This is a genomic window from Ketobacter alkanivorans, assembly GCF_002863865.1.
Lineage (GTDB): Bacteria > Pseudomonadota > Gammaproteobacteria > Pseudomonadales > Ketobacteraceae > Ketobacter > Ketobacter alkanivorans.
The window spans coordinates 3,536,694-3,551,352 of record NZ_CP022684.1 but is presented as its reverse complement, the minus strand read 5'-3'; the positions used below and the strand labels follow the sequence as shown (position 1 = coordinate 3,551,352).

The 14,659-nt window shown below is 53.1% G+C and carries 11 protein-coding genes; 1 reads left to right on the top strand and 10 read right to left on the bottom strand.

Annotated features, from left to right (window positions below):
• Nucleotides 1–12: 12 nt before the first annotated feature.
• From nusB to Kalk_RS15155, 7 genes are all read right to left on the bottom strand, one after another.
• Nucleotides 13–477, bottom strand: a complete 465-nt coding sequence (nusB, locus tag Kalk_RS15185; RefSeq protein ID WP_101895055.1) for a transcription antitermination factor NusB — start codon at nt 475–477, stop codon at nt 13–15.
• A gap of 19 nt (nt 478–496) precedes the next feature.
• On the bottom strand, nt 497–967 hold the full coding sequence (gene ribH / locus Kalk_RS15180) for a 6,7-dimethyl-8-ribityllumazine synthase (RefSeq protein ID WP_101895054.1): 471 nt from the start codon (nt 965–967) through the stop codon (nt 497–499).
• Between the two features lie 56 nt (nt 968–1,023).
• Nucleotides 1,024–2,154, bottom strand: a complete 1,131-nt coding sequence (gene ribBA, locus Kalk_RS15175; RefSeq protein WP_101895053.1) for a bifunctional 3,4-dihydroxy-2-butanone-4-phosphate synthase/GTP cyclohydrolase II — start codon at nt 2,152–2,154, stop codon at nt 1,024–1,026.
• Between the two features lie 11 nt (nt 2,155–2,165).
• Nucleotides 2,166–2,840: a riboflavin synthase gene (locus Kalk_RS15170; RefSeq protein ID WP_101895052.1), complete on the bottom strand. Its 675-nt coding sequence runs from the start codon at nt 2,838–2,840 to the stop codon at nt 2,166–2,168.
• A gap of 2 nt (nt 2,841–2,842) precedes the next feature.
• Nucleotides 2,843–4,003 carry a bifunctional diaminohydroxyphosphoribosylaminopyrimidine deaminase/5-amino-6-(5-phosphoribosylamino)uracil reductase RibD gene (gene ribD, locus Kalk_RS15165; RefSeq protein WP_101895051.1) on the bottom strand — a complete coding sequence of 387 codons (1,161 nt, stop codon included), beginning with the start codon at nt 4,001–4,003 and terminating at the stop codon, nt 2,843–2,845.
• Between the two features lie 141 nt (nt 4,004–4,144).
• Entirely contained in the window at nt 4,145–4,618 is a 474-nt protein-coding gene (gene nrdR / locus Kalk_RS15160; protein WP_101895050.1) for a transcriptional regulator NrdR, read from the bottom strand.
• A gap of 77 nt (nt 4,619–4,695) precedes the next feature.
• Nucleotides 4,696–5,151: an Lrp/AsnC family transcriptional regulator gene (locus tag Kalk_RS15155; RefSeq protein WP_101895049.1), complete on the bottom strand. Its 456-nt coding sequence runs from the start codon at nt 5,149–5,151 to the stop codon at nt 4,696–4,698.
• A gap of 293 nt (nt 5,152–5,444) precedes the next feature.
• On the opposite strand from Kalk_RS15155, the gene leuA reads away from it, so the two are divergent.
• The gene (leuA, locus tag Kalk_RS15150; RefSeq protein ID WP_101895048.1) at nt 5,445–7,109 is read left to right on the top strand and encodes a 2-isopropylmalate synthase; all 1,665 of its coding nucleotides are present in this window, start codon (nt 5,445–5,447) and stop codon (nt 7,107–7,109) included.
• A 77-nt stretch (nt 7,110–7,186) separates the two neighbouring features.
• Here leuA and Kalk_RS15145 read toward each other — a convergent pair whose 3' ends face one another.
• The 3 genes from Kalk_RS15145 to glyA form a co-directional block, all read right to left on the bottom strand.
• Nucleotides 7,187–12,838: a thrombospondin type 3 repeat-containing protein gene (locus Kalk_RS15145; protein WP_101895047.1), complete on the bottom strand. Its 5,652-nt coding sequence runs from the start codon at nt 12,836–12,838 to the stop codon at nt 7,187–7,189.
• A gap of 211 nt (nt 12,839–13,049) precedes the next feature.
• The gene (locus Kalk_RS21250) at nt 13,050–13,196 is read right to left on the bottom strand and encodes a hypothetical protein (RefSeq protein WP_158643518.1); all 147 of its coding nucleotides are present in this window, start codon (nt 13,194–13,196) and stop codon (nt 13,050–13,052) included.
• An 81-nt stretch (nt 13,197–13,277) separates the two neighbouring features.
• Entirely contained in the window at nt 13,278–14,534 is a 1,257-nt protein-coding gene (gene glyA, locus Kalk_RS15140; protein WP_101895046.1) for a serine hydroxymethyltransferase, read from the bottom strand.
• Nucleotides 14,535–14,659 lie beyond the last annotated feature (125 nt).

The window sequence follows — 14,659 nt, the reverse complement described above, 5'->3', positions numbered from 1 at the left end:
GAGCCTTGAGGTTCACTCGGCGGGTTTGTCGTTGGCTTTCATTTCCAGCACACGCAGCTTTTGCGCCACCTTATCCAGAATGCCGTTGATGTATTTATGGCTTTCGGTGGCCCCAAAATACTTGGCCAATTCAATGCCTTCGTTAATGGCTACTTTGTATGGCACATCAACGCGTTTGCTCAGCTCATACACACCAATACGCAATATGGCCAGTTCTACCTTATCCAGATCTTTCAGCTCGCGATCCAGAAACGGTACGTAATATCCATCCAGCTCGTTGATGCACTTGGGTATCCCGTGCAACAACTCGTGAAAGTATTCTACGTCGGTTTTACGCAGATCATTATCAACACGAAACTGCGTTTCGATTTCCCCGAGATTGGTGCCGGTCATTTGCCACTGATACAGAGCCTGCACTGTGAATCGGCGCGCCTTGCGACGTGCCGAAGGGGATGGTTTCTTCGAAGCGGTATTCATTCGTTACCACTGACCTCAGTTAAAGATTTCGTATCAGGCTGACCATTTCCAAAGCGCCAATGGCTGCTTCCGCACCCTTATTGCCTGCTTTGGTACCGGAGCGCTCAATGGCCTGCTCGATGCTGTCGGTGGTCAATACGCCAAAGGAACATGGGATATCGGTTTCCAACATAACGCTGGCAACGCCTTTGGTGCACTCGCCGGCAACGTAATCGAAATGGGGAGTACCACCACGAATCACCGCGCCCAACGCAATAATGGCATCTGGCTTGCGCTTGTTGGCCACTTGCTTCACCGCCAGCGGCAATTCAAAAGCACCGGGCACACGAATGACTTCGATATTGCTCTCGGCCACACCGTGACGCACCAAAGCATCAATGGCACCAGTCAGCAAACTTTCCACCACAAAACTATTGAAGCGTGCCACAACGATAGAGAACTTAGCATCGGTTGCGCGAAAATCACCTTCCACTACAGTTACGTTTGTCATTTCTTTACCTTTATTCAATGTCAATATATTCGTGATTAAACGGATTTCGTAAAACGTTATTCAGCTGCATCTGCATCGATGTATTCAACGATTTCCAGATCAAAACCGGACAGGGCGTTAAAGCGCATGGGTGAACTCAACAGGCGCATTTTACTTAGGCCCAGATCCCGCAGGATCTGCGATCCGGTGCCAATGGTGCGATAAATACCGGTGCCATCACCGGTGGTGGGACGCAGCGGCTGACGGCCGGAGAAAAAGCTGTCTACCAGATCGTCAATATTGTGTTTTTCGAAAGAATCACCCAGCAACAGGATTACACCTGGCTCGGTGTGCTTACCGAGAAAGCTCAAAGACTTTGACAGGTTCCAGCCGCTGGATTTTTCTTTTACTGCCATCATCAGATCTCGCAGAGGATCCGCTACATGCACCCGCACAAAAGGCGCATCGGCGTTGCTGACATCACCTTTGACCAGTGCAACATGGCTCTGGCCATCAATTAAATCGCGAAACAACACTACGTCAAAATCGCCATACTCAGTAGGCAGCTTTTCCCTGCGCGTTTGTTCAACTGTGCGCTCGTTTACCGTGCGGTAGTGTATAAGGTCAGCGATGGTGCCAATCTTCAGACCGTGCTGTTCGGCAAACTTTTCCAGATCAGGACGCCGTGCCATGGTGCCATCTTCATTGATGATTTCCACGATCACAGAGGATGGCTCCAGCCCCGCCAAGCGCGCCAGGTCGCAACCGGCTTCAGTATGACCGGCTCGGCGCAGCACGCCGCCAGGTTGCGCCATAATCGGAAACACATGCCCAGGCTGCACAATGTCCGCAGGCTTGGCATCACGGGCCACGGCTGCCTGCACGGTGCGAGCACGATCGGCCGCCGAAATACCGGTGGACACACCTTCTGCTGCCTCGATAGACAGAGTGAAGTTGGTTCCGAACTGGGACCCATTGGAGCCGGACACCATCAATGGCAGATTCAATTGCTGGCAGCGATCACGAGTCATGGTGAGGCATACCAAACCACGAGCATGTTTGATCATAAAGTTGATGTCTTCCGGCCGCACCATGCTGGATGCAATCACCAGATCACCTTCGTTTTCGCGATCTTCATCATCCATCAGGATGACCATTTTGCCGTGACGAATATCTTCGATCAGCTCTTCAACTGTATTCAATTGCATAGAATTAAGCCTTACTTTAAAAACCCGTTTTCGGCTAAAAAGCCCATGGTGATGTTACCTTCCTGACTGGAGTCGTACTTGGGATCGGCTGCCTTGTCACCCAGCAGCAATCGTTCAAGATAACGAGCAATCACGTCCACTTCCAGGTTCACTTTCACCCCTGGCTGCCACTGCCCCACTGTGGTTTCGAGCACAGTATGCGGGACAATGTTGAGATCGAATATGGCTCCGCTGACCGCATTCACAGTCAGGCTGATCCCATCCACACAGATGGAGCCCTTGTGGGAGATGTATCTGGCCAGCTCATCTGGCGCTTTCACTTTAAAGCGAATGGAGCGGGCGTCTTCCTCGCGGGAAACCATCTCACCCAGGCCATCCACATGACCGGACACCAGATGCCCGCCCAGACGCGTGCTGGGGGTCAGAGCCTTTTCCAGGTTCACCTGCGAACCGGTTTTCAACTGCTTGAAACTGGTGTGGTTGAGGGTCTCCAGGGATACATCGGCCCAGAACCCATCGCCGGGCAGGTTGATCACGGTGAGACAGACGCCATTAACTGCGATGCTGTCCCCCAGTTTTACATCCGACAGATCCAGTTTGCCGGTTTGTATGCGCAAGCGCATGTCTCCGCCTTTGGCTTCCATATTGGCGATCTTTCCTACCGCTTCAATAATGCCGGTAAACATGATCAACGACTCCAACCATAGGTCATGCGAATATCCTGGCCGATCTGGCGCAGGTCTGTTAAGTGTAGCGCCTGCGCTTGGCTCATGGTGCGCAGGTCAAAATCCAGTACCGGGCGAGCACTGCTGCCCATCAGCTTAGGTGCCAGATAGCACACCCATTGATCCACCAGCTGTTGTTGCACAAACGCCCCCGCCAGCACGGCGCCTGCTTCCACCAACACTTCATTGACTTCTCGGCGGGCCAACTCCAGCAACAGGGCATTAAGATCCACTTTGCCATTCACTGCTGGCAACTGCGTCAACTCGGCTCCTGCTGCCGCAAGAACAGCCACTTTTTCTATGTCACCTGACGTGTGTGCAATAAGGGTTTTACCCGGTTGCTGAAGGATTTTAGCATCACGTGGCGTTCTTAAGGTGGAATCCACGATCACCCGCAGCGGCTGTATCGGCTGTCTGCCATGAGGCCAGCTCCATCCCGCTGAGGGCTCATCACCCGCAACAGCCTGTGGCCACATATCCGGGCGCACCGTGAGGCTGGGGTCGTCGGCAATCACTGTATCCACGCCGGTAATGATGGCTTCCACCCGCGCCCGCAGGCGCTGGACATCAGCGCGAGCCGCCGGGTCGGTAATCCACTGGCTCTCACCATTAGCCATGGCCGTACGGCCATCCACACTCATGGCGGACTTCACCACCACCCAGGGCAGACCAGTGCGCATCCGCTTGTTGAAACCAGGGTTGATCTGCTCTGCCTGCGCTTGCATCAAACCACAGGCGGTCTGAATACCGGCGCTCTCCAACAGCTGATGACCACGGCCGGAAACGCGGGGGTTGGGATCTTCCATGGCACTGATAACCTTCGCCACACCAGCCTGAATCAGGGCCTCAGCACAGGGAGGGGTTTTGCCATGATGACTGCAGGGCTCCAGGGATACATAGGCGGTAGCGCCTTGGGCGGCTGGCCCGGCCTGGCGCAGAGCATTGACTTCGGCATGGCCTTCTCCGGCGATTTGATGCCAGCCACGACCAACGATTTGCCCCTCTTTCACCAAAACACAGCCCACCCGCGGGTTGGGATGCGTCGTATACAGACCACGCCAGGCCAGCCGGATTGCTTCGGCCATATGCTGGTGATCTGCTTTGGTAAAGAGCGCTGCGGTCATGGAATAGGGCCACTACCTGGGAAATTCGGCCGCAGAGTATACCACAGGGCGAGGCTGTGCAAAGCGGGCCTGAATTGCCGATTTTCAGGCCATTTGCGGCTTGGCCGGACCTGCTGTCAGTGAAAGGGGTGTTTTAAGGGGCTACTTGATGCTGTTGATCTCGCCGTTTTTCTGCAATCGGGCAATTTCATCAGAAAACTGGCTAATGTCCTGAAAGTCACGATACACCGAGGCAAACCGCACATAGGCCACCTGATCCAGCTCCCGCAGGGCCTCCATCACCTCTTCCCCCACCACTCGGGACGGCAGTTCCCGCTCCCCGGTGGCCCGCAACTTGTGGCACAGCTTGTTGATCGCGGCCTCCACCTGCTCCACCGAAACCGGACGTTTCTCCAGCGCGCGCTGCACGCCACTGCGTAACTTGCTCTCGTCGAATGGCTCCCGGGTGCCATCGGATTTCACCACTTTAGGCATGAGCAGTTCGGCGCTTTCATAGGTGGTAAAGCGTTCGCTACAGGCCAGGCACTCGCGACGGCGGCGCACCTGATTGCCTTCTGCCACGAGGCGGGAGTCGATTACCTTGGTGTCATCAGCGTTACAGAAGGGGCAATGCATAGGCTCTTCCTGGCATGGGTTGTTCCTGTTAACCGGGCTTTAAAGCAGTAAAGTGCGCGAATCATACCGCAATACAACTAAATGGACACGGAGGTTTTATCCAAAACCTTGCGCATAACAAAGCTGGAATGCACCCCGGACACCCCCTCAATACGGGTGAGCTTGCCCAGCAGAAAGCTCTGGAAATGATCCATATCCCGCACCACCACCTTCAGTATGTAGTCGGCGCTCTGGCCTGTAATCAAATAGCAGGACTGCACCTCCGGGAAGCTGGAGACCTTCTGCTCGAAGTTTTCGAACCGCTCTGGCGTGTGCTTATCCATGGAGATATGGATCAGCGCGGTCATTTTCAGGCCCAGCTTATCGGCGTTCAGCAACGCCACATAACGGTCTATGTAGCCATCTTCTTCCAGCTGACGCACCCGGCGCAGACAGGGTGAGGGTGACAAGCCAATGCGATCCGCCAGATCCTGATTGCTGATACGGCCGTCGGCCTGTAATTCTTCCAAAATACGCTGATCGTACTTATCCATTGCTCTCCCGCCCCTTGAATCAAAATAATATATCAACAAACTAACAATTCTAGAAATATTATTGCCCAAAATCAAAGTAACAGCGCCACTTTCGCAATCTAATTTCTCCACAGGTGCAATAAACTGTGTTGCATCAGGTCGCCGCCTGACTCCGCCGCCAGAGGTTGGCCCACAAGGCCATCACCCCAGCCGCGGACGATCCGCCCATAAGGCGGGGAAATTGGATCAGCCATTCACGCTGAGCCCGGGCCAGACCTCTTTAATCCCCTGAAAGCATCCCACGGAGTCAAACCATGTCTTTCGACCACCGCAAATATCAGCCCTATTTGCCCATCCAATTGACCGACCGCACCTGGCCGGATCAGGTGATCACCCGCGCCCCTGCCTGGTGCAGCGTGGATCTGCGGGACGGCAATCAGGCGCTGATCGAGCCCATGACGGTGGCAGAAAAGAAGCGCCTGTTCGCGCTGTTGGTGAAAGTGGGTTTCAAACAAATCGAAGTCGGGTTTCCGGCTGCATCGCAACCGGATTTTGACTTTGTACGGGCCATTATCGACGAAGGCTTGGTGCCAGACGACGTGACCATCCAAGTGCTGACCCAATCACGACCAGAATTGATCGAGCGCTCATTTGAAGCCTTGAAAGGCACCAAGACCGCCATTGTGCATTTATACAACTCCACCTCTCCGGCGCAACGGGAACAGGTATTTGGACTGAACAAGGCAGGCATCGTACAGATCGCCGTTGACGGGGCCCGCAAGGTTAAAGCCGAGGCAGAAAAGCATCCTCACACCCACTGGCAGTTTCAGTATTCCCCGGAAAGCTATACCGGTACCGAACCGGAGTTTGCGGTGGAGATCTGCAACGCAGTCTTAGACGTGTGGAAACCGGCCCCCGACAACAAAGTGATCATCAACCTGCCCGCCACGGTGGAGATGACCACCCCTAACGTCTACGCGGATCAGATCGAGCATTTCTGCCGCCACGTGCAGCAGCGGGAGCACGTTATCATTTCTCTGCATACCCACAACGACCGAGGCTGTGGCGTGGCCGCGGCAGAATTGGGTGTAATGGCAGGTGCAGATCGAGTGGAAGGCACCTTACTGGGCAACGGCGAGCGCACTGGCAATATGGACATCGTCACCATGGCCATGAATCTGTACAGCCGCGGCGTCGATCCGCAGTTGGATCTGAGCCCTATGGATGAAATCATCTCAGTGGTACAGGATGTCACCAAGCTGTCGGTTCATCCACGCCACCCCTATGCGGGTGACTTGGTTTACACTGCGTTCTCTGGCAGCCATCAAGACGCCATTCGCAAATGCCTGTCCAAGCGCAAATCAAATGCTCCCTGGGACGTGGCGTATTTACCCATCGACCCGGCGGATATCGGCCGCAACTATGAAGCCGTGGTGCGCATCAATAGCCAGTCAGGCAAAGGCGGCGTGGCGTTTATTCTGGAAAAGGATCACGGCATCGTATTGCCCCGCTGGATGCAGATTGCCTTGAGCAGGGTGGTGCAGGAGGACGCCGAGCACAGTGCCGGGGAAATTTCGTCGGCGCGCATTTGGGAGCTGTTCCAACAGCATTTTATGAACCAGAGCCCCATGTCGGTGAAGTCCTATCGCCTTGAGCACATAGAGAATGAGCAAATCAGCTTTGTTATTGAGCAAAATGGCGACATGATCGTTATCGACGCCATTGGTAACGGTGCGATCTCTGCATTTTGCAATGGACTGAACCAACATTTCGGCTGGCAACTGGACGTACTGGATTATGAAGAGCACAGTTTGCAGCACTCATCTGACGCTCAGGCCGCGGCCACCGTGCAAGTGCATTGCCTGGGCAACCGTCATCAGGGTGCGGCCATTCATGAGGACACGTTGTTAGCCTCCATGAATGCCATTATGGCGGCGGTGAATCAAGCATTGGAGCAACAGCAGGTGCAGGTGGCGTGAATAATTCAGCACACATAAATAAGGCGCCGTAATGGCGCCTTATTTATGTCTCGAAGCTTTCACCTTTCTAAGTAGTGTCAGGGTTCATCAATGAAGTGCAATAGCCCGGCACTATCTCCGACAACTGCTGCCCCCAAAGCCGTCACGGCAATATCAGTAACAAGACCCTTGTCCACCCAAGAATACCAATCAAGGCCTCCATCCATCCAAATAGAGCGCACCCCTCTACTACCATCACGCACCAACACACGACCATCCTGCGTAATCGTAGGCGTATGATAGGCTCGACCAGTCAAGTTATGCTGCCACAACAATGAGCCATTGCTGTCTACCGCTTGCAGGTAACCGGAAGAGTCCGGGTAAGTATCCACGGCAATATAGACCGTGCCATCCGGGCCAGCGACAGGGCTACGCGGCAAAGCAGCAGCCGAAGCCTGGCCATCATTAGATGAATGCTGCCACTGCAATACCCCAGCTGAATCCAATGCAAACAGTGATCCGTAGCTTCCTCCCAACACGACCAACCCTGCGCTGGTTACCACCGGTGGGCGCAACATGCGTCGACTCGACGATGTATAGGGCGAGACATCAAAAACCCACTCAACTTCCCCTTCCTGATTCACTGCGTATAGAAGGCCATCATAGGTGGCAACGTAGATTTGCCCATCTCCTCCTACCACAGGATAGTAATAAGCTGCATTATCATAGCCGTTGAAGGAAAGGGAATTCACCCACAGGATAGTTCCATCCGGTGCAATGGCGTGCAACCTGAAACCAGCAGATAAAACATATACCGTACCGTCCGGGCCTAGCGCTGGCTTGGAATAAGGGGTGGTTACGGGCTGCAAACTCCATTTCAATACGCCGTTTGATTTCAACGCGTAAAGCGAACCGTCAAATGCACCAAAATAGAGATCCCCGGTTTGAGGGTCTGTCACCGCATCAGTAATTTGGGCACCCACGGCGAACCGCCACAGTCCTTCACCAAATTCGTCAATGGCTATCACCTCGTCAGCATCCGTTGCAAATATCAATTCCCCCGATTGGCCTTGAACCGGCGTAGTTCGAATTCGATTGCCAAAATCCAGCGTAGCCGACTCAAAGATTTCGCCTGGCCGTGCTGTCAACCTCACCACAAAACCTGAGTATTGCTTGGAATATCCCGGCACTTGCCTTACAAACTGGCCCGCCACTACATTGCCGTCATCAGACACATAAGTAACTCGGCTGATATGCCCGGGGTATGGGTCATCTGCATCATTAAACTGAATGCCATAGATGGACTCAATATAGGCTTGCAGATCGCGGAGACCCAAACCCTGGGTCCAGATGAACGGACCATTCTCCGAGTTACCTACCACCATTCGGCCATTCGCGGTAATGTCGATGGTCTCGACACGGGTACTGCCCAGCACAGCACCCAGACCCCGCATGCCTTCATCTTGATTCCAGATAAATGCCTCCGTACCCGCAGCAGATCGTGCATAGCCGACAATAACAGAGCCGTCCGGAGTCATGTTGGCGGGGTGGCTGGCACCACTGCCACCAACCAAATCCCCAAGCAGTTGCATACCGGAGTGGGCATCCCAACGCCAGCCCGAATGCCCTGAGGTAATGAAGTTAGGAGATGATCCACCGTAGCCCACAATCACATCACCTGTAGCGGACGTGCTTGTGGCTGACGTGTAATTACCCAAAGACCCCAACCCGTAGACGTTACCGCTGGCATCCCAAACCACTGCATCAAAGCTGCCAGACGGGCCTCTGGACATACCCACTATCGTGTTGCCATCCGCCGAGATATCTCTGGCGTAACTGCTGGGATTGGAGCTGGACAAGTTATTCAATGTGGTACTACTAATATTGCTTCCACTGCCCTGCAAGATCATAGCGCTGTAACTGCTGCCATTGTTGATCGCACCAACCACACTACCTGCGTCGGACACTTTGAAATCATATACTCCAAGATAATTGGACGAGGTCCACAAGCCGGTGCTTTCATTCCAGATCGCAACCGGGTTATCTCCAGAGCTCACCACGTGCCCGGCAAAATACTGTCCACTCTCAGACACATCTGTGACAGATTCCAATTCAGGATAGAGTTGTAACTTGCTGGCCTGCTCATTGGTGACCACCACTCGAACGTACTCTGATGCCATATTACCTTGACTGTCGATTACAACAGCAACGATGGCATGCTCACCATGCGGCAACACAAATTCGCCTGAAATAGGGTCTGGCGTGAACTCACCGGAAAGATCCGACTCCCACTTCACTGTATTGGAGATATCTCCCACCGATGCATCATAGGCTGTAGCAAAAAATGATAAAGGTGTTCCTGCTACAATGGTCACGTCGGCAGGCGACATAATATCCACGTTGGCCAACGGGCTATAATAGGTGGGGTATTGATCGCTATTATCACCTACACCATCGCCATCGCTATCCACAGACTCAGATGGGTCGCTGGGGAACGCATCGCTGTTATCACCCACACCATCACCATCTGTATCTGCTGATTCAGATGGATCGTTGGGGAACACATCGCTGTTATCACCTACACCATCTCCATCTGTATCCACTGATTCAGATGGGTCGCTGGGAAACGCATCGCTGTTATCACCTACACCATCTCCATCTGTATCTGCTGATTCAGAAGGATCGCTGGGGAACACATCGCCGTTATCACCTACACCATCACCATCCGTGTCCACTGATTCAGATGGGTCGCCGGGGAACGCGTCGCCGTTATCACCTACACCATCACCATCCGTGTCGGCAGATTCGCTTGCATCCAGAGGGAACGCATCGCTAATGTCTGGCACCGCGTCATTATCGTCATCCCCATCGGCTCCCATTCCCAGCGCGAGACACGCCGCATCGCAATCGTTCGGAGCACCGTCGCTGTCAGTATCCAAATACCCAACGACACTGATCAAGGGGAACGCATCAACGACATCCAAAATACCGTCGTTATCATCATCCAGGTCGGCGTTATTACCCATGCCATCATTATCGGTATCTTCTGTTTCGCTGGCATCCTGCGGGAAGGCATCAAGCGAGTCGTCCACCCCATCGTTGTCGTCATCTGTGTCAGATACCATACCCAGCGCCTGACAAGCACTGTCACAGTCATTGGGCACACCATCGCGATCTGTATCGACCAGCCCCCCCAGACTGATGAGCGGATATACATCTGAGACATCCGCAACGCCATCGCCGTCATCGTCCAAATCGGCGTTATTGCCAAAACCATCCCCATCCGTATCCAGCCACTCCAATGCATCGAGAGGAAAGACATCATCGCCATCAAGTACCGCGTCGCCATCGTCGTCCTGATCCGCGTTGTTGCCGATCAGATCGCCGTCTGTATCAAGCCATTCCGCAGGATCATTCGGAAAGGCATCAATCTGATCGCTGTAACCATCACTATCGCTGTCCCGCTGAGCGGCAGAGCAGCCATTTGCGTCGACAGGATCACCAACACTCGTGTTGGCACACAAATCGGAACCATTCTGCACGCCATCACCATCGCTATCGAGGCCCTGCGGGTCAACGCTCTGGATCTGTATATCGTCGATTGCCATGTCGCCCATGTAGTTACCAGCGGCCGTGGCCCTGAAGCGAATCTGGCTCAGGTTATATGCACTCATATCCAGCTCTACCTGCGTGTAGGCCGCAGTAGTGCTGGCGTGTTGCTGACCGCTGATAAACCAGATGTCATTGATCCAGACACCGTTGTTTAGCACATCAACCGATAGCGTACCCATGTCAACGCCATACATATGGTATTTAAATCGAAAAACAACATTATCAGAGGTAACGACTGGCCCTTGCAGAATAGCCGTATCACCCGCAGCGAAGGCACTACCAGATGAAGTCTCAAGATACATATAGAAGAGGCTGCCGTCTGCACCCCCACTAGGCCCGGTATTGCTTGACGTTGTGCCGCCTGAATTTCGAATCCAATCGTAGTCATCGATGCCAGTCACATTGCTCCAGTCATCCATACCTGATTCGAAATCCGAATCGCTTAGCACTAGAGGCGTGTTTGCGTAGGCCACATTGATCCACAACGACGCCGAAGCAACAACCTCTCCATCAGAGACACCGACAGTAAATCTGTTATCACCGACATCACCTACTCCAGGCAAACCACTCAATTCACCGGTACCTGATATCTGTAACCAGCTCGGCCCGGAAACAAGATAATAATTCAGAGCACTGCCATTCCCGCCACTGGCATCTGCTGCAATGCTGTCACTATAAACTGTACCGACCCGGCCATCGCTTTTACGCAGTTCATCAGATTGGAATGCCAACGGTGCAGCACCATGCGGCGCCGCCAGAATGACGATGTCGTCCAATGCCATATCACCGGTATAGCTACCGGCTGCTGTGGCACGGAAACGAATCTGTTGCACTGAATAGCCGCTTAAATCCACATCAGCTTGAGAATACGCAGCAGAGTTGGACGTGTGTTGCTGGCCAGAAATGGACCATACAGAATTGATCCAGCTACCTTCACTCAATACATCAACCGCCAACGAGCCCATGCTGCTACCATACATATGGTATTTAAAGCTCAGCTGTACATTAGCACCGCTAAGTTCAGGCCCTAACAAAATCGCAGTGTCACCCGAGGTGTAAGCCCCCCCGGAGGAAGTTTCAAGATAAGCATAATAGGCGCTATCACCTGCACCGGAAACTGGGCCAGTGCCGGAAGACGGCGTTCCTGCCGAGTCTCTGGTCCAGTTTTTGTTGTCTTCTGTGGTCGTGATGTTCTGCCAATCTCCATAACCGCTTTCAAAGTCGGTAAAGCTAACGACAGACGGCGCATTAGCGCTGACCACCTCAATCAGAAGCTCCGCCGTAGTGGACAAGCCTCCATCCGAAGCCCTAATAACAAATGAGTTCTGACCGACATCCCCAGGCCCAGGCAATCCGCTGAGAGCACCATCAGCCGCCACAGATAGCCAACCAGCTGCAGACACCAATGTGTAGGTAAGCTGATCTCCATTGGAGTCAATTGCCTCCCCGGCGATACTGTCCGAATAGATCTCACCTTCGCGAGCACCGGCCTTTACTATTGGGTCATTCACGAACTGAGGTGCCGCCGGCGCACTATTCAGATAGGCAATCTCAACATTGTCGATTGCCATGTCACCCATGTAACCACCTGCAGCCGTCGCGCGGAACCGAATCTGATCAACACTGTAAGCACCAAGATCTACCGTCACCCGAGCGTATGCAGCAGCATTGCCGATCTGTTGCTGTCCGCTGATCGACCACACATCGTTGAGCCAGCTACCGTTGGAGAGCACATCCACTGCCAGCGCCCCCATATTCTGACCGTACATGTGATAAGCAAACGACAAAGTGACGCCTGTCCTAACGGCAAGCGTAGGGCCCAACAGGATAGCGCTATCGCCAGCGATATACGCTGAGCCGGAAGACGTCTCGAGATAATAGTAATAGGTGCTGCCGCTTGCACCGCTCGCTGGCCCAGTACTAACTGACGGGGTTCCTCCAGAATCTCGGGTCCAATCTTTATTGTCACCAATGGTGACATTGCTCCAGTTACCTGAGTTAAATTCGAAGTCATCGAAGTGCGAAACAGTGGCGGCATTGGCCATGGAAGCGACAACTACCAACATGAACCCTATGGCCGATACATATTTTTTATAAATTACACGACTAATACTTGCCAGCATTGACTGGAACCCCATGGACAAACACCTCAAGAACGAAGAAAAACTATTGCGCAATGACGCAATCGAAAAATGTACATTTCAAATAGAATGCCGAGACGTAGTCAGCCATCCATTTTCAAGACTAACTAAAATATGCCGATAATTTAATTATTAATTTAAAAAAGCAGGCATTGATTCACATCAACCCGAATCGATCGGCCGTTTTTTGTTCAATCAGCAATTCAGATCAGACAAATGCAATGACTCCGATGGACACATCGGCAAGGCGATCCATCTTAATAAAATAATAAGACATGACCAAGCGGGGGCGATGATCGAAAAGCAAACCATTGGCGCGCTTATAACTCTTAACCTGCACCCATCCCTCACGCATAAAAAAAGGCGCCCCATAAGGGGCGCCTTTATACTTTCTGATGCTGCTCTCTAAAACTAATGCTCTAGATTCACAGGCCGGTTATTTGCCGTACACCGGATGCTTGGCACAAACGGCTTTCACTTTTTCACGCACCTGGGCAATCAGCTCTTCATTGTTCAGGTCTTCCAGAATATCGCACATCCAACCCGCCAATTCCTTCACTTCGGCTTCGCCAAACCCGCGACGGGTTACCGCCGGGGTACCAATACGCAAGCCGCTGGTCACGAATGGGGAGCGGGGATCGTTGGGCACAGCGTTCTTGTTCACTGTAATAAAGGCTTTACCCAGAGCGGCATCAGCATCCTTGCCGGTGATGTCCTGCTTGATCAAAGACAGCAGGAACAGGTGATTATCAGTACCACCGGAAATAACATCATAACCGCGCTCGATAAACACGCCGGCCATAGCCTGCGCATTCACCACAACTTGCTTCTGGTAGGCCTTGAATTCATCGCTCATGGCTTCTTTGAAGCACACTGCCTTGGCAGCAATTACATGCATCAAAGGGCCGCCCTGACCACCAGGAAATACAGCGGAGTTCAATTTCTTTTCCAGCTCTTCGTTTTTCTTGGCCAGAATAATGCCACCACGGGGACCACCCAGGGTTTTATGAGTGGTCGAAGTAGTAACGTCGGCGATCTGGACAGGGTTAGGATATTCGCCCGCAGCCACCAGACCTGCCACGTGAGCCATGTCCACCATCAGGTAGGCACCCACTTCGTCGGCGATATCGCGGAATCGCTGCCAGTCCATAGTGCGCGAATAGGCTGAGAAGCCCGCCAGAATCATCTTGGGCTTGTGCTCACGGGCCAATTCAGCCACCTGATCGTAATCCACCTCACCGGTTTCGTGATTCAAGCCATACTGCACCGCGTTGTACATTTTGCCTGAGAAGTTAACCTTGGCACCGTGAGTCAGGTGGCCACCTTCCGCCAGGCTCATGCCCAGCACCGTATCACCCGGATTCAGCAGCGCCATATAGACGGCGGCATTGGCCTGAGAGCCAGAATGAGGCTGCACGTTGGCGTAATCCGCACCAAACAGCTCTTTAACGCGATCAATGGCCAACTGCTCGGCGATGTCCACATACTCACAACCACCGTAGTAGCGCTTGTGCGGATAACCTTCTGCGTATTTATTGGTCAGAACAGAGCCCTGCGCCTGCATCACTCGAGGGCTGGTGTAGTTCTCGGAGGCGATCAATTCAATGTGCTCTTCCTGGCGCTGTTTTTCAGCCTCCATGGCTTCCCACAACTGGGGATCAAAATCGGCAATATTCATATCGGCTGAAAACATGGTGTCTCCCGTTCTTCACTGGATAGCTGCAAACAAAACTAACAAAATTCGGTTCTGGCCCGCTGTCGTTGGCATGAAACCACCGGAGCAGGGTCAAATGAGGGCGGTATTGTACATAAAACACC